The organism is Streptomyces sp. NPDC032745 (assembly GCF_055579465.1).
Genome location: NZ_JBVING010000020.1, coordinates 35,912 through 56,454 on the forward strand (window position 1 = coordinate 35,912; position 20,543 = coordinate 56,454).

At 73.7% G+C, this 20,543-nt stretch carries 17 protein-coding genes; 7 read left to right on the plus strand and 10 right to left on the minus strand.

Annotated elements, in window-relative coordinates; translation table 11 throughout:
• Nucleotides 1-8 precede the first annotated feature (8 nt).
• Nucleotides 9-1,214: a serine hydrolase domain-containing protein gene (locus tag ACZ5WG_RS36365; RefSeq protein WP_468728844.1), complete on the minus strand. Its 1,206-nt coding sequence runs from the start codon at nucleotides 1,212-1,214 to the stop codon at nucleotides 9-11.
• A 242-nt stretch (nucleotides 1,215-1,456) separates the two neighbouring features.
• Between ACZ5WG_RS36365 and ACZ5WG_RS36370 the strand changes: the two genes are divergently transcribed.
• Both ACZ5WG_RS36370 and ACZ5WG_RS36375 read left to right on the plus strand, forming a co-directional pair.
• The gene (locus ACZ5WG_RS36370; protein WP_468728845.1) at nucleotides 1,457-2,899 is read left to right on the plus strand and encodes a GuaB1 family IMP dehydrogenase-related protein; all 1,443 of its coding nucleotides are present in this window, start codon (nucleotides 1,457-1,459) and stop codon (nucleotides 2,897-2,899) included.
• Nucleotides 2,900-3,099: 200 nt separating this feature from the next.
• Nucleotides 3,100-3,693: a sigma-70 family RNA polymerase sigma factor gene (locus ACZ5WG_RS36375; RefSeq protein WP_468728846.1), complete on the plus strand. Its 594-nt coding sequence runs from the start codon at nucleotides 3,100-3,102 to the stop codon at nucleotides 3,691-3,693.
• On the opposite strand, the gene ACZ5WG_RS36380 is transcribed toward ACZ5WG_RS36375, so the two are convergent.
• From ACZ5WG_RS36380 to ACZ5WG_RS36410, 7 genes are all read right to left on the minus strand, one after another.
• Entirely contained in the window at nucleotides 3,615-6,491 is a 2,877-nt protein-coding gene (locus ACZ5WG_RS36380; protein ID WP_468728847.1) for an ATP-binding protein, read from the minus strand. The two genes, ACZ5WG_RS36375 and ACZ5WG_RS36380, sit on opposite strands and share 79 nt — an antisense overlap.
• Before the next feature lie 94 nt (nucleotides 6,492-6,585).
• Nucleotides 6,586-7,821: a histidine kinase gene (locus ACZ5WG_RS36385; RefSeq protein ID WP_468728849.1), complete on the minus strand. Its 1,236-nt coding sequence runs from the start codon at nucleotides 7,819-7,821 to the stop codon at nucleotides 6,586-6,588.
• On the minus strand, nucleotides 7,818-9,620 hold the full coding sequence (locus tag ACZ5WG_RS36390; RefSeq protein WP_468728851.1) for a sodium/solute symporter: 1,803 nt from the start codon (nucleotides 9,618-9,620) through the stop codon (nucleotides 7,818-7,820). Before ACZ5WG_RS36390 ends, ACZ5WG_RS36385 begins: the two co-directional genes overlap by 4 nt.
• A 116-nt stretch (nucleotides 9,621-9,736) precedes the next feature.
• Nucleotides 9,737-10,012, minus strand: coding sequence for a hypothetical protein (locus tag ACZ5WG_RS36395; protein ID WP_468728852.1), 276 nt, complete (start codon nucleotides 10,010-10,012; stop codon nucleotides 9,737-9,739).
• A gap of 211 nt (nucleotides 10,013-10,223) precedes the next feature.
• Nucleotides 10,224-11,045: a LytR/AlgR family response regulator transcription factor gene (locus tag ACZ5WG_RS36400; protein WP_468728854.1), complete on the minus strand. Its 822-nt coding sequence runs from the start codon at nucleotides 11,043-11,045 to the stop codon at nucleotides 10,224-10,226.
• 107 nt (nucleotides 11,046-11,152) lie between these two features.
• Nucleotides 11,153-12,130, minus strand: coding sequence for an SCO0930 family lipoprotein (locus tag ACZ5WG_RS36405; protein WP_468728953.1), 978 nt, complete (start codon nucleotides 12,128-12,130; stop codon nucleotides 11,153-11,155).
• Between the two features lie 124 nt (nucleotides 12,131-12,254).
• Entirely contained in the window at nucleotides 12,255-13,268 is a 1,014-nt protein-coding gene (locus ACZ5WG_RS36410) for a GDSL-type esterase/lipase family protein (RefSeq protein WP_468728855.1), read from the minus strand.
• Between the two features lie 442 nt (nucleotides 13,269-13,710).
• Here ACZ5WG_RS36410 and ACZ5WG_RS36415 point away from each other — a divergent pair, with 442 nt between their 5' ends.
• Complete coding sequence (locus ACZ5WG_RS36415) at nucleotides 13,711-15,180, plus strand: amino acid transporter (RefSeq protein ID WP_468728857.1); 1,470 nt, start codon at nucleotides 13,711-13,713, stop codon at nucleotides 15,178-15,180.
• Nucleotides 15,181-15,190: 10 nt separating this feature from the next.
• A complete protein-coding gene (locus tag ACZ5WG_RS36420) occupies nucleotides 15,191-15,646 on the plus strand; it encodes an Lrp/AsnC family transcriptional regulator (RefSeq protein WP_150210868.1) in 456 nt (151 codons plus the stop codon).
• A 149-nt stretch (nucleotides 15,647-15,795) separates the two neighbouring features.
• Here the strand turns inward: ACZ5WG_RS36420 and ACZ5WG_RS36425 are convergent, their stop codons facing one another.
• Both ACZ5WG_RS36425 and ACZ5WG_RS36430 read right to left on the minus strand, forming a co-directional pair.
• Nucleotides 15,796-16,110, minus strand: coding sequence for a WhiB family transcriptional regulator (locus ACZ5WG_RS36425; RefSeq protein ID WP_468728859.1), 315 nt, complete (start codon nucleotides 16,108-16,110; stop codon nucleotides 15,796-15,798).
• A 99-nt stretch (nucleotides 16,111-16,209) separates the two neighbouring features.
• Nucleotides 16,210-16,935, minus strand: a complete 726-nt coding sequence (locus ACZ5WG_RS36430; RefSeq protein WP_468728861.1) for a GNAT family N-acetyltransferase — start codon at nucleotides 16,933-16,935, stop codon at nucleotides 16,210-16,212.
• Nucleotides 16,936-17,427: 492 nt separating this feature from the next.
• Here ACZ5WG_RS36430 and ACZ5WG_RS36435 point away from each other — a divergent pair, with 492 nt between their 5' ends.
• From ACZ5WG_RS36435 to ACZ5WG_RS36445, 3 genes are all read left to right on the plus strand, one after another.
• Nucleotides 17,428-17,799, plus strand: a complete 372-nt coding sequence (locus ACZ5WG_RS36435; protein ID WP_468728863.1) for a hypothetical protein — start codon at nucleotides 17,428-17,430, stop codon at nucleotides 17,797-17,799.
• A 169-nt stretch (nucleotides 17,800-17,968) separates the two neighbouring features.
• Nucleotides 17,969-18,769, plus strand: a complete 801-nt coding sequence (locus tag ACZ5WG_RS36440; protein ID WP_468728865.1) for a carbon-nitrogen hydrolase family protein — start codon at nucleotides 17,969-17,971, stop codon at nucleotides 18,767-18,769.
• A 51-nt stretch (nucleotides 18,770-18,820) separates the two neighbouring features.
• Nucleotides 18,821-20,518, plus strand: coding sequence for a flavin monoamine oxidase family protein (locus ACZ5WG_RS36445; protein ID WP_468728867.1), 1,698 nt, complete (start codon nucleotides 18,821-18,823; stop codon nucleotides 20,516-20,518).
• Nucleotides 20,519-20,543 lie beyond the last annotated feature (25 nt).

Here is a 20,543-nt window from a genome sequence, read left to right on the forward strand (position 1 = left end):
CACCGGGGCTACTCCTGGGGCGGGATGTCGTACACGTTGTCCGGCGTCGCGATGCCGGTGATCGTCTTGGCGAGGAGCGTGCTCGGCTCGCTCCCCCGGTGGTGGATGTCCGTGTTGATCAGGACGACCAGGGTCGCCCGCTGGGCCGGCAGGTAGACGGTCACGTTCTCGTATCCGGGGAGCGAGCCGTTGTGCCCGATCCATCCGTGGTTGTCGAAGATGCCGAGCCCGTAGTCGTTGCCGGCGAGGCCGGTCGGGAGCATCTTCAGCCGCTCCGCCTGGGTGGCGGGGGACAGGAGCGTGCCCGTGGCGACGACCCGGGCCCAGCGCCGCAGGTCCTGCAGGTCGGAGATCATCGCGGCGGCCGCCCACCCCCAGCTCGGATTCCAGTCCGTGGCGTCGACGGTCTTGCCCGTCGGGGTCAGGTCCGAGTAGCCGTGTGCGTGCGGGGACGGGAACTCGGCCGCCCGCGGGAAGAGCGTGCGGCTCAGGTGCGCGGGCCGGTCAACCCGCCGGTCGATGAAGTCGGCCAGGCCGAGCCCGCTCACCTTCTCCACCACCAGGCCGAGCAGGACGGTGTTGGTGTTGGAGTACTGGAACTTCTCTCCGGGCTCGGAGGTGTTGGGGTGCCGGAAGCCGTAGGCGAGCAGCTCCTGCGGTGTGAACTGACGCTTCGGGTCGGCGACCAGCGCCTGCACGAAGCCGGGATCGGCGGTGTACGGGTACAGGCCGCTGCGCATCTCGGCCATCTGCCGCAGAGTGATCCGGCCGCCGCCGGGCACGCCGCCGATGTACTCGGAGACCGGATCGTCGAGTCCGACGAGGCCGTCGTCGACCAGTTCGAGCAGCGCGGTGACCGTGAACGTCTTGGTCTCGCTGGCGATGCGCATGCGCAGGCCGGTCTGCATCGGCCGGCCGGTGGCGGTATCGGCGACGCCGGTGGCGCGCACGTAGCAGCCCCGGCCCGGCAGCCAGAGCCCGACGATCACTCCGGGCACGCCGGCCTCCTGCCGGGTGCGTTCGACGGCCCGGTCCAGCTCGGCCGTCAGCCCGGGGCCGAGACCGTCCCGCGGGCAGTCCTCCCCGTACCGGGCGGAGGCCGCCACCGGCAGCGGAGCCCGGGCGGCCTCGGCCGGAGCCGCAGCCGCGGCCAGGGCCGGCGCGGAGACGAGGAGCAGTGCAGCGGCGAACGCCAGGGCGGGACTGCGACGCATGTCGGGACGCCTCTTCTCGGGATCGCTATCCCTCCCCTCACTCTCCGCCCATCCGGCGCGTCCGGCTCGCCCGCGGGACCGAAGTCCCGTAGGAACAGACCACAGGGCCCGGTATGTCCTGGACGATCAGCCCGGGCGGCATTAATGCCGGGCCATGGGAGAATGAAGTACGTGCGTTTCCTCGGCTGCCCTGCCTGTCGAGGCCGTAGACGGATCCTTCGATCGACTGGGATGTTCAGCACGTGCGTTTCCTCAATGACCAGAAGCCGCCGTACGACCTGACGTACGACGACGTATTCATGGTGCCGAGCCGCTCCGCGGTCGGTTCCCGCCAGGGTGTGGACCTCTCCTCGCCCGACGGCACCGGCACCACCATTCCGCTCGTCGTCGCGAACATGACCGCCATCGCGGGCCGCCGCATGGCCGAGACGGTCGCCCGCCGCGGCGGCATCGTGGTCATCCCGCAGGACATCCCGATCGAGGTCGTCACCGACGTCATCTCCTGGGTGAAGACCCGCCACCTCGTGCTCGACACCCCGATCACGCTGGCGCCCACCCAGACCGTCGCCGACGCGCTGTCCCTGCTGCCCAAGCGGGCCCACGGCGCCGGTGTCGTCGTCGACGCCGACGGCCGCCCGGTCGGCGTCGTCACCGACCACGACCTGACCGGCGTGGACCGCTTCACCCAGCTCTCCGAGGTCATGTCGAAGGAGCTCCTGCTCATCGACGCCGACATCGACCCCCGCGAGGCGTTCAACAAGCTCGACGCCGGCCACCGCAAGCTGGCCCCGGCCGTCGACAAGGACGGCAAGCTCGTCGGCCTCCTGACCCGCAAGGGCGCGCTGCGCGCGACCCTGTACACCCCGGCCACGGACGCCGACGGCAAGCTGCGCATCGCGGCGGCCGTCGGCATCAACGGCGACTTCGTGCAGAAGGCCAAGCAGCTGCTCGACGCGGGCGTGGACACGCTCGTCATCGACACGGCCCACGGCCACCAGGAGTCGATGATCAACGCGATCAAGGCCGTGCGCGCGCTGGACCCGCAGGTCCCGATCGTGGCCGGCAACATCGTGGCCGCCGAGGGCGTCAAGGACCTCATCGACGCCGGCGCCGACATCATCAAGGTCGGTGTGGGCCCCGGCGCCATGTGCACCACCCGCATGATGACCGGCGTGGGCCGCCCGCAGTTCTCCGCGGTGCTGGAGTGCGCGGCGGAGGCGAAGAAGTACGGCAAGCACGTGTGGGCCGACGGCGGTGTCCGCCACCCGCGCGACGTGGCGATGGCGCTGGCCGCCGGCGCCGCGAACGTGATGATCGGCTCCTGGTTCGCCGGGACGTACGAGTCCCCGGGCGACCTCCAGCAGAGCGCCGACGGCCGTCTCTACAAGGAGTCGTTCGGCATGGCGTCGGCGCGTGCCGTGCAGAACCGCACGTCGGAGGAGTCGGCGTACGACCGGGCGCGCAAGGGCCTGTTCGAGGAGGGCATCTCCACCTCGCGGATGTTCCTGGACCCGGCCCGTCCGGGCGTCGAGGACCTGATCGACTCGATCATCGCGGGTGTGCGGTCCTCGTGCACCTACGCCGGTGCGGGCTCCCTCGCCGAGTTCGAGGAGAAGGCCGTGGTCGGCGTCCAGTCGGCGGCGGGCTACGCCGAGGGCAAGCCGCTGCACGCCAGCTGGAGCTAGTTCCCCTTTTCCGGTGGCCCCGGGCCCGTCCTCACGGACGGGCCCGGGGCCACCGGCGTTCGCGGCGCCGCGCCCCCGGGGACCGTTCGGCGTGCCGTTCGACCGGTCGGCGCAGGTGGCGGGCGGATACGCCAAGCGGCGGATAACTCCGGGCGCCGGGTCCGTCACGCTCAGGTCATCCGACCTGGAAGGGGCACCCCGTGGCCAGTACCCTCCGCCGCCGCACCGACGCGCACGCCCTCGCGCGACTGCACAGCGAACACGGCAAAGCCCTCTACGGCTTCCTCCTCGGCCTCACCTTCGGCGACCGGCACCGCGCCGAGGACCTCCTCCAGGAGACCCTCTTCCGCGCCTGGAAGCACCCCGAGGCGCTGGAGAGCGATCACGCGTCCATGCGGCCCTGGCTCTACACCGTCGGCCGGCGCCTCGCCATCGACGCCCGGCGGGCCCGCCAGGTCCGGCCCGCCGAGGTCGGGCCGGACGCCCTGGACGCCCACGTGCCCGTCGCCGACGACCGCACCGAGCAGGCCGTCGCCGTCCTCGACGTCCGCGACGCGCTGAGATTACTCAGCCCCGAGCACCGCGCCGTGCTCGTACAGATCTACTTCCGCGGGGCGTCGGTCTGCGAGGCCGCCGAGGCGCTCGGGGTTCCCGTCGGGACCGTCAAGTCGCGTACCTACTACGCCCTGCGGGCCCTCCGGGAGGCCATGCCCGGCTACGGCCCCGGCCCCGGTACCGGCCCCGCTCGCGGCCCGCGCACCGGCTCCGGGCCCGGCCGCCGCGCCGCCGCCTGAGCGGCCACCGCCGCCCGCGAGCGGACCTGCAGCTTCGCCAGGATGTGCGACACGTGCGTCTGCACCGTCCGCGTGGACAGGAAGAGGGCGCCCGCGATCTCCGGGTTCGACCGGCCCTGTGCGACGAGCAGGGCCACCTTCAGCTCCGCGGGTGTCAGCGCCTCCCACCCGCTGGCCGGCCGCCGCCGCGCCGAGCGGCTGCCGCGCCGGACGCCCAGGCTCCGCAGCCGGGCGTCGGCCCGGGTGGTGTCCCACCGGGCGCCCAGATCCTCGTACGCGGCCACCGCGTGCGTCAGCGCCGACCGCGCCGCCGCCAGGTCGCCGTGCCAGGCACGCGCCACCGCGAGGTCCTCCCAGGCATGGCCCAGCACCAGCGGCCAGCCGCCGCGCTCAGCCCGCTCCAGTGCCTGCGCCAGCAGCTGCGGGTCCTGCGCGAACAACCCCTGGCAGCGCAGCAGCGCCAGCGCCGGGCCCGGGTACTCGGGCAGCGCCGCCGCCGCCCGCCCGCAGGCCGCCACCGCCGCCCGGGCCGTGGCCGTGTCCCCGCTGTCCAGGGCCACGCGGACGATCTCCGACAGCACCCAGGGGCGCTCGTACGCCCCCGCCTCGTCCGGGCTGTCCGCCAGCGCCGGCAGCAGCTCGCGCACCGCGTCGGCCGGGCGCCCCGCGCGCTCCGCCAGCAGGGCCCGGGCCAGCAGCACGTGCCCGCTGTAGCGGCGGGCCGCCGGGACCGCGAACGCGTCCGGCGGGAGCAGAGCGAGCTCGGCATGCGCCGCCTCGCGCTCGTCCCGGTGGCCGCGTACGAGGGCCCGCAGCCCGTGCACCACCACCGGCAGCCAGCCGTCCGAGACCGGCAGCCCGTCCGCGCGGGCCACCCCGGCGAGCGTCGCGTCCCAGTCGCCGAGCCGGTAGTGGAACTCGGCGAGCCGGGCCTCGACGACCACCAGCCGCCCCGTCGAGCGGGTGGAGAGCGCCAGCTCCCGCGCCTCCCGCAGCGCTGCCGCGACGGTCTCCGGCTCGTCGAACCGCAGGTGGGCCTCGGCCTGGTTGGCGAGGAGCAGCAGCCGCATGTCGTTGGCCTCGGGGCTGCGCCGGGCGCATTCGATCCCCTCGGCGACGTGCCGCAGCGACTCCCGGCCGCGGCCCAGGTGGAAGAGTGCGAAGGCCATCGCGTGGTGGGCCTCGGCCCCGCACAGCGGATCGCCCAGCCGGTCGGCCTCCGCCACCACCGGCACGGCCAGCGTGTGGGCCTGCGCCGGGCAGCGCAGATCGGCCAGGGCCAGCACCCGGCAGGCCTGCAGCCGCAGCTTGAGCGTGGCGGAAGGGACCCCTTCCGCCAGGGCGTCCTCGGTGACGGCCAGCGAACGGGCCATGTCCCCCTGGATCATCAGCGCCGACACCAGCTTGAAGGCCAGCGCCGCCCGGTGCCCGGGATCCGTGGCCCGCCCGTGCAGGGTGGCCAGGAGCTCCACCGACTCGGGCCGGCGCAGCATCAGGGCGGCGTCCGCGAGGCTCCCCTCCAGGGCGTCCCGGTCCCCGCAGTCGGCCTGCGCGACGGCCCGCTCCAGCAGCTCGGCGGCCGCTCCGGGCGCCGCCGCGAGCAGGGACTGCGCCGAGTCGGCCAGCCAGTGCACCGCCCAGCGGTCCAACGTCCCGGCGGCCAGCAGCTGTTCGGCGGTCCGCTCCGGGTCGTGCCCGGCCTCGCCCAGGGCCCGGGCCGCGTCCTGGTGCAGGGCGGCCCGGGCCGCCCGGGGGAGCTCCGAGTACAGGGCCCGGCGCAGCGCCGGCTGCCGGAAGCGCAGCCGCTCGCCGGTGTCCTCGAGCAGCCCGGCCAGGAGCGCCTCCTCCAGCTCGGCCAGCACCTCCCGGGCGGGTCTGTCCTGTACGAGGGCCAGCTCGCGCGGGGTGAAGGCCGGGCCGAGCAGCGCCGCATGGCGCAGGGCGGTGTACGCGGGGCGGGAGAGATAGCCGATGCCCCGCGGGAGGGAGTCGGGCGGCTCCGGCAACTCCTGCTCGGGCAGGCTCAGTTCGGCGACCGCGTCGGCCTCCGCGGCGTCGGCCCCGCCGTCCTGCCCGGCCGCGCCGGTGATCTCGATGAACCGGGACCACTGCGTGGTCAGGTCCCGCAGCAGCCGGGGATTGCCGCCCGCCTGCCCTGCGGCCCCGCGCAGCCGCGGCCCGGGCGCCGCCCCCAGCATTGCGCGGAGCAGCTCGGCCGACTCCGTCGCGGTCAGCGGCTCCAGCCGGACGGTGCGCCCGAGTTGCCCCGCGCCCAGCGCGGCGCACAGCTGCTCCACCTCGGGCCGCCGGGGCAGCGGTCTCCGGGTCGCCGCCAGCAGCAGCGGCAGCCGGTCCACCGCCCGGGCCAGGCGCTGCCACAGCAGCAGGCTGGCCGGGTCCGCCCAGTGCAGGTCGTCCAGCACCAGCAGCAGCGGGCGCTGCGCGCACCACTCCTCGACCGCGCACACCAGCAGGTCCATCGCCGCCAGCAGCGCCCCGCCGGGCTGCGCCGCCTCCCTGGCCTCCCGGAGCAGTGCGACCACGGCCGCCCGGCCGGGCCCCTCGGGGTGCAGGCAGTCCAGCGCGGCCCGCAGCGGCAGCTCCGCCGTGAAGGCGTCGGCGGCGCCGTAGCGCACCCGGCTGCCCAGCGCGGCCGCCTCGGCCAGCGCCTCGCGCACCAGGGCGGTCCGGCCCGCGCCGGGCTCGCCCTCCACGATCAGGTGGCCCCCGCTGCCCCGCGCACCGCCGCGCACCCAGTCCCGTAACTCTTCACGCAGTCGTTCACGCCCGACCCGCACGTCGGCGATCCTCCCCGGACGTCTCCCGGCTGCCGCCGGGGCATCCCCACCGGCCGGTCCGCGCCTCTGCCAGGATGGCATGCGCGCGGGGCGATCAGTAGCGGGGGAGCTGCTCACCCGGCGCTGAACTGTGCACGCCCGCACGGTACTTGGGTATCCGCAGAGTGATCTTCATGCCCGCGCCGACCCCCGTCTCGATCACCGGGCCGTACGCGTCCCCGTAGACCTGCCGGATCCGCTCGTCGACGTTCGTCAGCCCGATGCCCGAGGAGGAACCACTCCGCTCCCCGGCCAGGATCCGGCGCAGCAGGGCCGGATCCATCCCGACGCCGTTGTCCTCGATGGTGATCAGGGCCTCCGCGCCGGCGTCCCGGGCGGCGATCGTGATCAGGCACTCCTCGGTGGAGTCCTCCAGCCCGTGCTTGACGGCGTTCTCCACCAGCGGCTGCAGGCACAGGAACGGCAGCGCCACCGGGAGCACCTCGGGCGCCACCTGGAGGGTCACCTTCAGCCGGTCCCCGAACCGGGCCCCGGCCAGGGCCAGGTACTGCTCGATGGAGCGCAGCTCCTCGGCGAGGGTGGTGAACTCGCCGTGCCGCCGGAAGGAGTAGCGCGTGAAATCGGCGAACTCCAGCAGCAGGTCCCGGGCCCGCTCCGGATCGGTGCGCACGAACGAGGCGATCGCGGCGAGGGAGTTGAAGATGAAGTGCGGGGAGATCTGCGCCCGCAGCGCCTTGATCTCCGCCTCCATCAGCCGGGTCCGCGAGCGGTCCAGCTCGGAGAGCTCCAGCTGGACGGAGACCCAGCGCGCGACCTCCGTCGCGGCCCGCACCAGCACCGCCGACTCGCGCGAACCGTAGGCCACGAGCGCGCCGAGCATCCCGTCCTCGCCGGTGAGCGGGGCGACCACCGCCCACTTCAGCGGGCAGTCGGGGCGCGTGCACTCGGTCCGTACGCTCTGGCTGCGCCCCGAGTTCAGCATCACGGTGACCCGGGCCATCGCCCGCCGCTGGTGGTGGTCGGCGCCGGGCCCGTCCCAGGCCAGCACCGAATCCCGGTCGGTCAGGCACAGGGCCTCGGTGCCCAGCAGGGAGCGCAGCCGCTTGGCGGCCTTGCGGGCGGCGTCCTCGGTGAGCCCGGCACGCAGCGGGGGAGCGGCGAGCGAGGCGGTGTGCAGGGTGTGGAAGGTGGCCCGCTCCACCGGGGTCCCGAGGTCCAGGCCGGTCGCCCGCTCGCCGCGCCGGGCGTGCCACCGGCCGGCGGCCCAGCCCAGGCCGAGCAGCGGGGCCGCGCCCGCCGCGGCCACGACCGCGAGCACCGCTCCGGTCATGGAGCACCGCCCGCGCGGGCGCCGGAGCCGGACCCGGAAGCGGCGCCGGAGCCGAGCCCGGCCCCGGCGCCGCTCGCGGATCCCGCCCCGGCCCCGGTCACGGTCTCCGGCAGGTGCAGCCGGGCCAGGGTCGCCGCCGTCCCCGCCGGGACCCGCGACCGGGTGGCCAGCGACACCAGCACCATCGTCAGGAACCCCAGCGGTACCGACCACGCCGCCGGCCACGCCAGCAGCGTGTGCACCCAGCCCGCCGGGGGCAGCCCCGTCCGCGTCGCGAGCACCGCTCCCAGCGCCGCCCCGCCGCCGGTGACCAGCCCCGCCACCGCACCCGGAGGGGTCAGCCCGCGCCACCAGATGCCCAGCACCAGCAGCGGGCAGAACGACGAGGCCGACACCGCGAAGGCCAGCCCCACCGCGTCCGCCACCGGCACGTCGGTCAGCGCCACGCTCCCGGCCAGCGGCACCAGCATCGCCACCAGCACCGCGATCCGGAACGTCCGTACCCCGCGCGTCGGCAGCACGTCCTGGTGCAGTACCCCGGCCACCGCCATGGTCAGCCCCGAAGCCGTCGACAGGAACGCGGCGAACGCGCCCCCGGCCAGCAGCGCCCCCAGCAGGTCGCCGAGCACCCCGCCCAGCATCCGCTCCGGCAGCACCAGCACCGCAGCGTCCGCGTCCCCGGTGAGGGCGAGTTCCGGGGCGTACGTGCGGCCGAGCACCCCGTACACCGGCGGCAGCAGGTAGAAGCAGCCGAGCAGCCCGAGCACCACCAGCGTGGTGCGCCGCGCGTCGCGGCCGTTGGGGCTCGTGTAGAAGCGCACGGCGACGTGCGGCAGGCCCATGGTGCCGAGGAAGGTGGCCAGCACCAGCCCGTACGTCGCGTACAGGCCGAGAGCCGGCCGGTCCCCGTCCAGCGGCTCGGACCAGCGGGAGGCGTCCGGCCCGGACGTCGCCCGGGTCTGCGGGACCCGGGTGTCCGGGGCGAACTCGAGCCGCGCGCGGGCCCGTACGGAGTGTTCCCCGGGCTCGAGCGTCATCGGGGCCGCCGCGTACGCCCGTCCGTCCACCTGCCCCGTGACCTTCAGTGTCAGCGGCGCGTCCAGGGACAGCCGGACGTCCTCGGCGAGCGTGACGGCGGTGTGCTCGCGGAAGACCGCCGGGGCGTCGAACGAGGCCCGGGGCGCGCCGTCCCCGGCCCAGGCGGCGAGCAGGAAGAAGGCGGGCACCAGCAGCGCGGTGAGCTTGAGCCAGTACTGGAAGGCCTGCACGAAGGTGATGCTCCGCATCCCGCCGGCCGCGACGGCCGCGGTAACCACGAACGCGACGACCACCCCGCCCACCCAGTGCGGGGCCCCGGTCAGGATCTCCAGGGTCAGCCCGGCGCCCTGCAGCTGTGGCAGCAGGTACAGCCAGCCCACCCCGACCACGAACAGCACCGCGACGCGGCGCACCGCCTGCGACTCCAGCCGGGCCTCGGCGAAGTCGGGCAGCGTGTACGCCCCCGAGCGTCGCAGCGGGGCCGCCACCATGGCCAGCAGCACCAGGTACCCGGCGGTGTAGCCGACCGGGTACCAGAGCATCTCGGGCCCCTGGAGCAGCACCAGCCCGGCCACCCCCAGGAAGGAGGCCGCGGAGAGGTACTCCCCGCTGATCGCAGCCGCGTTGAGCCGGGGCCCCACCGTCCGCGAGGCGACGTAGAAGTCGGAGGTGGTCCGCGATATCCGCAGGCCCAGCGCGCCGACCAGCACGGTGACCAGGACGACGACGGTGACCGCGGTCAGCGCGTACGTCTGGTTCACCGGTCGGTCCTTCGGCACGGGGAGCAGGGGGTACCGGAGTCTACGCACGCCCGCGGACCGGGCAACAGGCGTGATCCCGGCCGATCCCGCCCCTTCCCACCGGCCGAAAAGGGGCGTCAGCGTGCGGGGTCGCGATGCTCCGCGCAGTCCCGCAGGGCTATCTCCAGCTCCACGTACGAGTCCTCGGCGCGCCGGAAGGCGAGGGTCAGGGCCGCCTCCGCGCGGGGCGGCAGCTGCTGCCGGACCCCCTCGTTGGCCTCGTACAGCACGTCGGCCCAGCGCGCGGCGGCGCTGCGCAACCGGGCGAGCAGCACCTCGGCCTCCGCGGGGCCGGCGGGCGGGGTCCGGGGAAGTGAGGCCAGCGCGTCGAGCAGCGCCTGGATCTCGGCCATCCGCACCCCCCGCTCGTTCCGGCCTGTTCCTTCCGGACCGGCGGCTCCACGATAGGTGCGGGCCGGGTCGGCCGCGGGCGCCGGAGCCCGCCCTGCGACCGACGGCAGCAGCGGGGCGCCGTACGCCCCTTGCGGTGCGACGAACGGCGCCCCGGCACGCCGGACGGTCGGCGTGCCGGGCCGTCGACCGCGTGGCTGTGCGGCCGTATGGCTATCCGGTCGCCTGGCGCATCAACAGGTCCCGCAGCTGCCGGGCGTGGCGGCGGCTGACCTGGAGCTCGGCCGATCCGACGCGGACGCTGGTGGTGCCGGCGTCGAGCCGGAGCTCGTCGATCCGGCCCAGCGCCACCAGGTGGCGGCGGTGTATGCGGACGAACCCGCGGGCCGCCCAGCGCTCCTCCAGCGTGGAGAGCGGGATGCGGACCAGGTGGCTGCCCTCGTCGGTGTGCAGCCGGGCGTAGTCGCCCTGGGCCTCGACGTACGCGATGTCGGCGATCGCCACGAACCGGGTGACGCCGCCCAGTTCGACGGCGATCTGGTCCGCGGTGCGGTCGGCGACGGTGACCTCGGGGGCGGGGCGGCGCTGCACCGGGACGACCGGACCGGCCGCTTCCGCCGGCTCGGGCGGCTGCGCGGCGGACCGGCCGAGCTGGGCGCAGGCCCGCCGGACGGCCTCGGCGAGCCGCTCCGGGCGGACGGGCTTGAGCACGTAGTCCACGGCCTTGAGGTCGAAGGCCTGTACGGCGAACCCCTCGTGGGCGGTGACGAACACGATCAGCGGCGGTCGTGCGAACCCGGCCAGCAGCCGGGCGATGTCGAGGCCGGTCAGCCCCGCCATGTGGATGTCGAGGAAGACCACGTCGATGCCGTCGGGCCCGTCCGGGCCGGTCTCCAGGGCCCGGGTGATCCGCCGCAGGGCCTCGGTGGCGTCCGAGGCGCCCTCGGCGCTGAGCACCCGGGGGTCGGAGCGCAGCAGGTAGAGCAGTTCCTCGAGGAGCGGCTTCTCGTCGTCGACGGCCAGTACGCGCAGCATGCGGTGGAGTCTATGGACGAGTGCGCCGGGGCGGAACGGTGCGCGGCCCGCCTGCCGGGGGGAGGGGGCAGGGGGCCGCGCGGCTCGAGAGCGGGGGGAGGAGGGGGTCAGGAGGTGGTGATCAGCTTGCCGTCGGGCGAGACCGCGTACCAGGTGCCGCCGACGCCCTGGCCGTTGATGTCGCCGGCCTTCTTGTCACCCGTGAAGGTGTAGACGGGCCAGCAGTCGATCGCCTGCTGCTTCATCCCGTCGGGGCGGTCCAGGACGGAGTAGCCCTTCTCCACGATGCCCTTGGCGTTGGCCTTGTCCACCGGGGGCACCACCGGCCACTTGGCCACGCAGTCGCCGGTGCAGTTGGAGGCCATCGGCCAGGCGGTGTCCTTCTTGAACCGGTAGACGGTCATCCCGTTGCCGTCGACGATGTGCTCGCCGAGCTTGGGGTCCTTGGCCACCGTCAGGGCACCCGTGGCCTGGCCCGCACCGGCGGGCGCGGCGGGCGCGGCGGGCGCGGCGGCCGCCTTCGCGGCCTTCTTGCCATCGGGGGCGAAGGCGAACCAGGTGCCGCCGACGCCCTGCCCGTTGGTCTCGCCCGCCTTGGTGTCCTTGCTGTAGCGGTACACGGGCCAGCCGGCGACCGTCAGCTGCTTGCTGCCGTCGGTGCGGACGACCTCGCCCAGCAGCGCCGCGTCCATGCCCGCGGCGGCGGTGGCGTCGCCGGCCGGGACCGCCGGCCAGGTCTTCGCGCAGTCGCCGTCGCAGTTGGACTTCGGCGGCTTGGCGGTGTCCTTGTCGAAGCGGTAGAGGGTGAAGCCGGCGCTGTCGGCGAGGATGGCGCCGATCTGCTCGTTCTGGGCGACCGCCAGCTGGCCGGCACCCTTGGCGCTCGCGCTCGCGGTGTCCGCTCCGGCGGCGGATCCCGCGCCGTAGTCGGAGCCGTAGTCGCCGGCTCCGGAGGCGGGAGCCTGGGACGCGGCCCCGGCCGGCTTCGCGTCGCCGGCCTTGGTGTCGTCCCCGCCGCAGGCCGTCGCCGTGAGGGCGACGACAACTGCCACGGCGGCGAGGGTGGTTCCGCGCTTGATGCCCATCTTGATCTCTCCCACGTCTGGTGTCTCCGTGTCCGCCGCCCGTCTCCGGTGCGTCGGCAACTCTGCGAAGGACACGCCCTGTCGGGGTCGATCTGTTCAAGCGGATTCCTGTGGGCTGTTTCACTCACCCGGCGTCGAACCCGGACCGCCGCAGAGCCGTGACCACAGCGAGGCCCAGGACCTGGTGTCCGGCGTCATTGGGGTGCAGCCCGTCCGCCAGGTGCTCCGGACCCAGCAGGTCACGGCCCGGCAGCAGGGCGAGGCGGTCGTCCCCGGCGGCGATCCTGTCGCGGGCGGCCCGTTCCATCGCATCGCGCAGGGCGCCCAGGGTGGCGCCGAGCCGGTTCGGGGTGCGTTCGGCGTCGGGCCGCAGCACGGGGGAGACCAGCAGCAGCGGGGTCCGCGGGTGCCCCTGGCGGACCAGGTCGAGGAACGCGCGGGTGGTCTCGTACAGCAGTGGCGCCGAAAAGGGCACGCGGGACCAGCAGTTGGTGCCGAAGGCGAGGGTGAGGACATCGGCGGGGAGGCCGGCGAGCTGCTCGGCGGTGGCGAGTTCCCCGCGGGCGGCGCCCGCGTACCCGAGGTTGACGGTGTCCCAGCCCAGCGCCCGGCCGGCGACCGCGGGCCAGCCGTGGGCGGGCCGGGTGGACCACCAGCCCTCGGTGATCGAGTCGCCGTGCACCACCCAGCGCGGTGCCGGCGGCGCAGGGGCCACGGAGCCGCCGACCCCGCGCAGCCCGAGGATCAGCGGGGACTGCCCCTCGGGCGGGTGCAGGGTGAACGGGCCGGGCCCGCCCGGGAGTTCGATGCGTACGACGGCTTCCACGGCCGGTTCCGTCCACACCTCCCGCACCACCCCGTGGCGGTCCCACAGGGCGAAGCCGTGCGCGAGGTCGCGCAGCGCGTCGGTGGGGCCGGGCACGGTCGCCCGGTAGCGGATCTCCACCGCGTGCGCCGCCTGCGCCGTGAACTCCAGACGCACCCCTATCGGCAGGGTGGCCCGCTCGCCGGTGTCCCAGGGCAGCCGCATGCTGTCCGCCGGGTCGGCCCGTACCGGGCGCCCCTTGTCCAGCCAGGCGACTCCGCGCAGGAACGGCCCCGGGTCCAGCCAGTGCGTGGCGGTGCTCTCGGCGATCACTGCGCGCCCTCCGCTCGTCGGTGGGTGTCGGGGTCGGAGGGGTCCGCGGCCCCCGGTGCCACCGCGTTCACCCGTACCCCGCACGGGCCCGGTTCACCGCCGTGGAGCGCACCTGCGCGATCAGGCCCGACCCGGCGGCATGCTGCGGTAGATCTGACGAGGTGTCAATAACGGGGGTGAGGGTGCCGTGCGCACTGATCGATCATCCGTGCGCAACAAAGGACCATCCAGGACAGATCCGCGCAACGATCGTGCGGCAATGTGCAAGGATGGTGCATTACGGGCGGTATCACTCAGCTCGTAGGCTCACTCGCTGTACGTGGAGTGGCGTGGACCGCCTGCTCGGCGGTCCTCCCCATGCCCAGGCTCATGTCTGTGTCCTGCTCCGGACCGCTGCGGTCGATGCCTCAGTCCCCATCCGCAGTGTCTAAGGAGTCCCCTCGTGCTCGAAACCGGCCAGGCGCCACCGCTCGCCGAGCCCCGCAAGCCTGTGAACCCTCTGCTGCGCCGCAAGCCGGTCGAGCAGATGGTCGCCGAGGGCGGCCAGGGCGAGGGCGGCAACCTGCGGCGCTCGCTCACCATGTGGCAGCTGACCATGATCAGCATCGGCGCCACGCTGGGCACCGGCATCTTCGTCGTCCTCGGCGCGGCGGCGCCCAAGGCCGGCCCGGCCGTGACGATCTCCTTCATCCTCGCGGGCCTGACCGCGCTCTTCTCGGCCCTCTCCTACGCGGAGCTGGCCGGATCGGTGCCGGTCTCCGGCTCCTCGTACTCGTACTCCTACGCCACCATGGGCGAGTTCATCGCCTGGATCTGCGGCTGGTGCCTGGTCCTGGAGTACGCCGTCTCCGTCTCGGCCGTCGCCGTCGGCTGGGGCCAGTACCTCAACGAGCTCCTCGACGGGACCATAGGCATCACCCTCCCCGAGAAGCTCTCCGCCGCCCCGCTGGGCGACGGCGGCTTCATCAACCTGCCGTCCCTGCTCGTCGTCCTGCTGGCCATGGTCTTCCTGCTCCGCGGCGCCAAGGAGAGCGCCCGGATCAACACGATCATGGTCGTCGTGAAGATCGTCACGCTGGTGCTGTTCATCGGCATCGGCGTCATGGGCATCAAGTCCGGCAACTACGCCCCGCTGGCCCCGCTCGGCATCACCGGCATCAGCGCCGCCGCCTCCACGCTGTTCTTCTCGTACATCGGCTTCGACGCCGCCTCCACCGCCGGTGAGGAAGCCAAGAACCCGAAGAAGGACCTGCCCCGCGCGATCATGCTCTCGCTCGGCATCGTCACCGTCCTCTACGTCCTCGTCGCCTTCGTCGCCGTCGGCGCCATGCCGTGGCAGGACTTCGAGGGCACCGAGGCCGCGCTCGCCCAGATCATGACCGACGTCACCGGCCACAGCTTCTGGGGCGTCGTCCTCGCCGCCGGCGCCGTGGTCGCCATCGCCTCCGTCGTCTTCGCCGTCCTCTACGGCCAGACCCGCATCCTCTTCGCGATGTCCCGCGACGGCCTCGTTCCCAAGGTCTTCGCCAAGGTCGACGAGAAGACCGGCGCCCCCCGCGCCAACGTGGTGATCGTGTCCCTCTTCTGCGGCGCGCTCGCGGCGTTCGTCCCCCTGGGCGACCTGGCCGACGCGACCAGCATCGGCACCCTCTTCGCCTTCGCCCTCGTCAACGTCGCCGTCGTGATCCTGCGCCGCACCAAGCCCGACATGCCGCGCACCTTCAAGGTGGCGCTCTTCCCGGTCACTCCGATCCTCGGCTTCCTCGCCTGCGGCTGGATGATGTACAGCCTGCCGGTCGCCACGTGGGTCGCTTTCGGTGGCTGGATGGCGGTCGGCCTCGTGGTCTACTTCCTGTACGGCATCCGCCGCTCCCGACTGGCCACGGCAGAAGTGGCCACAGCAGAAAAGTGATCCACCCGCAGTGCGACTGAACGATCTCGACGAACGCATCGTGCACGCCCTCGCCGAGGATGCCCGCCGCTCTTACGCGGACATCGGCTCCGAGGTCGGCCTCTCGGCCCCCGCCGTGAAGCGACGCGTGGACCGGCTGCGCGCCGAGGGAGCCATCACCGGCTTCACCGTCCGCGTCGACCCCGCCGCGATGGGCTGGGAGACCGAGGGCTTCATCGAGATCTACTGTCGCCACAACACCTCGCCGGACGACATCCGGCGGGGGTTGGAGCGGTACCCCGAGGTGGTGTCCGCGTCGACCGTCACCGGCGACGCGGACGCCCTCGTCCAGATCTTCGCCTCCGACATGAGGCACTTCGAGCGGGTGCTCGAGCGCATCGCGGGCGAGCCCTTCGTGGAGCGCACCAAGTCGGTGCTCGTCCTCTCCCCGCTGCTGCGCCGCTTCACCTCGGGCGCGCCGACGTAACCGCGCCCGCCCCGCACAGCCCTGCGCCCCGGCACACCCGTGCCGGGGCGCAGCCGTGTCTGCGGGGCCGCACGGGGCAGGCCGCCCGCACGGGGCAGGCCGGGCCCGCACGCAGTGCTGCCGCACCGCAGGGGCGCCCCCGCGCCCGCTCAGCGGTGGGCGGCGTCCACGGGCGCAGCCCGGGGGCGCTCTGCCGGGTCGACCAGGGCCCGGCGTTCCTCCTCGGTCAGCCCGCCCCACACCCCGAAGGGCTCGCGCGTGCGCAGCGCGTGCTCCAGGCACGCGGCGCGCACCGGGCAGACCGCACAGACCCGCTTCGCGGCCTCGTCGCGGTCCTCCCGTTCCTCGCCCCGCTCACCCGCCGGATGGAAGAACCGGCCGGTGCCCAGATCCCGGCAGGCGGCCCGTAGCTGCCACTGCCAGTGATGGTGCGCGGCGCCGGGCAGGCGGGAGACGTCGGTCATGGCAGTTCCTTTCGCTGTCCTCGGCATGTCCTCCCGTGTGACCGCTCCGCGCGATGTGAAACCTGCCGCTTCGTCCCGGCCGTACGGCGCCGCCCTCCGTCAGGCCGCGGCGTCCGGGGTGCGCAGCCCGATGAAGAGCGGCCGGCGCCGCAGGGTGAACCCCATCGACTCGTACAGCGCGATCGCCCCGGTGTTGTCCGCCGCCGCGTGCAGGAACGGACGCTCGCCGCGCTCCCGGATCCCGGCGGCCACCGCCCGGATCAGCCGGCCCGCGAGCCCCTTGCCCCGGTGGTCCGGGTGCGTGCACACCGCGCTGATCTCCGACCAGCCCGGCGGCCGCATCCGTTCCCCCGCCATCGCGACGAGCCGGCCCTCGTGCCGGATCCCGAGGTACGTGCCCAGCTCGACGGTGCGCGACAGGAACGGCCCCGGCTTCGTCAGCTCGACCAGCTCCCGCATCTCCGGTACGTCGGCAGGCCCCAGCAGGACCGCTTCTGGCGCGGCCTCGGCCCGTACCGCCCCGCCGTCCAGCTGCACGCCCGGTATCGAGGCCGCCGTCGTCCATCCCGGGGGCGGGGTCGGCAGCCCGGTGACCCAGACCGGGGCGCCGGGCCCCGCCAGCGCGGCCAGATCGGCCCAGGCCCGCGGGTCGTCCGGGTCCGCGAGCGCGGCGAACGGCGAGGCCTCCGCGACGTACCGGGCCGCGAGGCCTCCGGGCCCGGTCTCGGCGAAGGCACGGCTCGGGCCGGTCAGCGCGGCCCAGACCGGATTGTCGAGTACGTCGAATGCACGGACGGGCGTGGCCGTGTCGGTGTCGGGCGACATGGGGTGGCGAACTCCTTCCCTCGGCAGCGGCCGCAGGCCCGTCCGCGTTCTTGACGGCCCCGCGCACCGCCACGAGACTGCTCGTGACGACGGTCACCCCAGTCAGCGTCCGTCGCGGGCGGGTTTATGCCCCAAGGGCGGGACGGAGCCGGTGGAGATGGCCAGGACGGCGGTCGCGGGGGTACGGATCCTCCGCCGCTGGTGGCTGACCCGGCGCCTGCACATCGACCTCCTGCGCGTGTGCAGCGCATTCCGCCCGGGCATCTGACACCCGGCCCTCCGTACGCCGCGCACGGCATCCCCGCCGCCGCGGGCCCGGTTCCACGGACCGCCCGCCGCGCACACCGACGACGCGCACACCGCCGCCGCACGGTGTGCGCCGCCCGCGCCCGGCCCCACGCCGCGTACGCGCCCCCGCACGGCCCCTGTGACCCGGCGCGCGCCCCGCCGCCGGGACGTCCGCCACGCCTTCGTGCCTGCCCCAGGAGAGTCATGCTCCACACGGTCCTGCCCCGTACCGGTCCGGCCCCCGTCCTGCGAGGCCGCATCGGCGCCGGCTTCTCGCCGGTGCCGCACCGCTACCGCCTCTACCTGTCCGCCGGCTGTCCCCGCTCCCTGCGCGTCTCGGCCGCCCTCGCCCGGCTGGGCCTGGAGGGCTCCGTGGCCACGACCGTGCTCGGCCCGCCCGCCTCGTACACCGCGCTGCGCCGGGCCTACGAGGCCGCCGGACACTACGACGGCACGCTCGCCGTCCCCGCCCTGTGCGACAGCTGGAGCGGTCGCATCGTCGGCAACGACACGGACGATATCCTCGACGACCTGCGGCGACTGCGCGCCCACCCGGCCTTCCGCTGCGCCACGTAACCCCCGGCAAACGGGAAACCACGGGAGCCCCGCGCAACGAATCTCCGCCCCCGCCGCAAAACACGCAACGAATCGATGAGCGGAGCGCAACGGTCACGGCTTGTCGGGGTCGAACGCGCGAACGTACCTTCAATAGGACCCCCACCCCTCCTGCCACAGAGGTACGCCCATGCCCCCGCTGCGCACCGCCCTCCTCCAGAGCTCCGGACGGCTCGGCGACACCGCCGAGAACCTCAAGGCGCTCGACGAGGCCGTGGAGCGCGCCGCACAGGCGGGTGCCGGACTCCTCGTGACCTCGGAGATGTTCCTGACCGGCTACGCGCTGGAGGTCCAGGACGTCGCCGCCCTCGCCGAGGCGGCCGACGGCATGTCGGCCCGTGCCATCGGCGAGATCGCCCGCCGCCACGGGGTCGCCGTCCTGTACGGCTACCCGGAGCGCGAGGGCGAAACCGTGTACAACGCGGCCCAGCTCGTCGGCCCGGACGGGGTCCGGCTGGCGAACTACCGCAAGACCCACCTGTTCGGCTGCTTCGAGCAGGACGCCTTCACGCCCGGCGACACCCCCGTCGTCCAGGCGGAGCTGAACGGCCTCCGCATCGGCATCATGATCTGCTACGACGTGGAGTTCCCGGAGAACGTCCGGTCCCACGCACTGGCCGGCACCGACCTCCTCCTGGTGCCGACCGCGCAGATGCACCCGTTCCAGTTCGTCGCCGAACAGCTGGTCCCCGTAAGGGCCTTCGAGAACCAGATGTACATCGCGTACGTCAACCGCACCGGTCCGGAAGGCGAGTTCGAGTTCGTCGGACTCAGCTGCCTGGCGAGCCCCGACGGGGTCACCCGGACCCGGGCCGGCCGCGGCGAGGAGCTGGTGATCGGCGAGGCCGACCCCGAGCTGCTGACCGCCTCGCGCGAGAACAACCCGTACCTGCGCGACCGCCGCCCGGGGCTCTACGCCTCCCTCGTCTGAGTCCCGCCAGCGCCCTCCCCCCTGCCCCACCCCCGCAAGGAGCCGTACCCCATGACGTCCACGGTGCCCACCACCGCCGTCCCGCACAGCGACGGACAGCCGCCGATCACCATGTTCGGCCCGGACTTCCCGTACGCGTACGACGACTTCCTGGCCCACCCGGCGGGCCTGGGCCAGATACCGGCGACGGAGCACGGCACCGAGGTCGCGGTCATCGGCGGCGGCCTGTCCGGCATCATCTCGGCGTACGAGCTGATGAAGATGGGCCTCAAGCCCGTCGTCTACGAGGCGGACCAGATCGGCGGCCGGCTGCGCACCGTCGGCTTCGAGGGCGCCGGCACCGAGGGTCTGACCGCGGAGATGGGCGCCATGCGCTTCCCGCCGTCCTCCACCGCGCTCCAGCACTACATCGACCTCGTCGGCCTGGTCACCGAACCCTTCCCGAACCCGCTCGCCGAGGCCACCCCCTCGACGGTCGTGGACCTCAAGGGCGAGACCCACTACGCCGAGACGATCGCCGACCTCCCGCAGATCTACCGCGACGTGTCGGCCGCGTGGAACGCCTGCCTCGACGAGGGCGCCGACTTCTCCGACATGAACACCGCGATGCGCGAGCGGGACGTCCCGCGCATCCGCGAGATCTGGGCGAAGCTCGTCGAGAAGCTCGACGACGAGACCTTCTACGGCTTCCTCTGCAAGTCCGAGGCCTTCCAGTCCTTCCGCAAGCGCGAGATCTTCGGCCAGGTCGGCTTCGGCACGGGCGGCTGGGACACCGACTTCCCGAACTCCATCCTGGAGATCCTCCGCGTCGTCTACACCGAGGCGGACGACCACCACCGCGGCATCGTCGGCGGCTCGCAGCAGCTGCCGGTGCGCCTGTGGGAGCGCGAGCCCGAGAAGATCGTCCACTGGGCCCAGGGCACCTCGCTGTCCTCCCTGCACGAGGGCACCCCGCGCCCGGCGGTGACCCGCCTGCACCGCACGGCCGGCAACCGCATCACGGTGACCGACGCCGACGGCGACATCCGTACGTACCGCGCCGCGATCTTCACGGCCCAGTCCTGGATGCTGCTGTCGAAGATCGCGTGCGACGACACGCTCTTCCCGATCGACCACTGGACGGCGATCGAGCGCACCCACTACATGGAGTCGTCCAAGCTCTTCATCCCCGTCGACCGGCCGTTCTGGCTGGACAAGGACGAGGAGACCGGCCGCGACGTCATGTCGATGACCCTCACGGACCGCATGACCCGCGGTACGTACCTCCTGGACAACGGCCCGGACCAGCCGGCCGTCATCTGCCTCTCGTACACGTGGTGCGACGACAGCCTGAAGTGGCTGCCGCTGTCCGCGAACGAGCGGATGGAGGTCATGCTGAAGTCCCTCGGCGAGATCTACCCCAAGGTCGACATCCGCCGCCACATCATCGGCAACCCGGTGACCGTGTCGTGGGAGAACGAGCCCTACTTCATGGGCGCGTTCAAGGCCAACCTGCCGGGCCACTACCGCTACCAGCGGCGCCTGTTCACCCACTTCATGCAGGACCGGCTCCCCGAGGACAAGCGCGGCATCTTCCTCGCGGGCGACGACATCTCCTGGACGGCGGGCTGGGCCGAGGGCGCGGTCCAGACGGCGCTGAACGCGGTCTGGGGCGTCATGCACCACCTCGGCGGCTCCACGGACCACACCAACCCCGGCCCCGGCGACGTCTACGACGAAATCGCCCCGGTCGAACTCCCGGAGGACTGACCCACCCGGCCCCTCCGGCCCCGTG

Excerpts from the sequence above, each read along its gene's own strand:
- ACZ5WG_RS36400 (WP_468728854.1), bottom strand. The coding sequence starts at position 11,045 with ATGCTGCGCGTACTGGCCGTCGACGACGAGAAGCCGCTCCTCGAGGAA.
- ACZ5WG_RS36445 (WP_468728867.1), top strand. The coding sequence starts at position 18,821 with ATGACGTCCACGGTGCCCACCACCGCCGTCCCGCACAGCGACGGACAG.
- ACZ5WG_RS36425 (WP_468728859.1), bottom strand. The coding sequence starts at position 16,110 with ATGACCGACGTCTCCCGCCTGCCCGGCGCCGCGCACCATCACTGGCAG.
- ACZ5WG_RS36440 (WP_468728865.1), top strand. The coding sequence starts at position 17,969 with ATGCCCCCGCTGCGCACCGCCCTCCTCCAGAGCTCCGGACGGCTCGGC.
- ACZ5WG_RS36435 (WP_468728863.1), top strand. The coding sequence starts at position 17,428 with ATGCTCCACACGGTCCTGCCCCGTACCGGTCCGGCCCCCGTCCTGCGA.
- ACZ5WG_RS36385 (WP_468728849.1), bottom strand. The coding sequence starts at position 7,821 with ATGACCGGAGCGGTGCTCGCGGTCGTGGCCGCGGCGGGCGCGGCCCCG.
- ACZ5WG_RS36365 (WP_468728844.1), bottom strand. The coding sequence starts at position 1,214 with ATGCGTCGCAGTCCCGCCCTGGCGTTCGCCGCTGCACTGCTCCTCGTC.
- ACZ5WG_RS36395 (WP_468728852.1), bottom strand. The coding sequence starts at position 10,012 with ATGGCCGAGATCCAGGCGCTGCTCGACGCGCTGGCCTCACTTCCCCGG.
- ACZ5WG_RS36405 (WP_468728953.1), bottom strand. The coding sequence starts at position 12,130 with ATGGGCATCAAGCGCGGAACCACCCTCGCCGCCGTGGCAGTTGTCGTC.
- ACZ5WG_RS36430 (WP_468728861.1), bottom strand. The coding sequence starts at position 16,935 with ATGTCGCCCGACACCGACACGGCCACGCCCGTCCGTGCATTCGACGTA.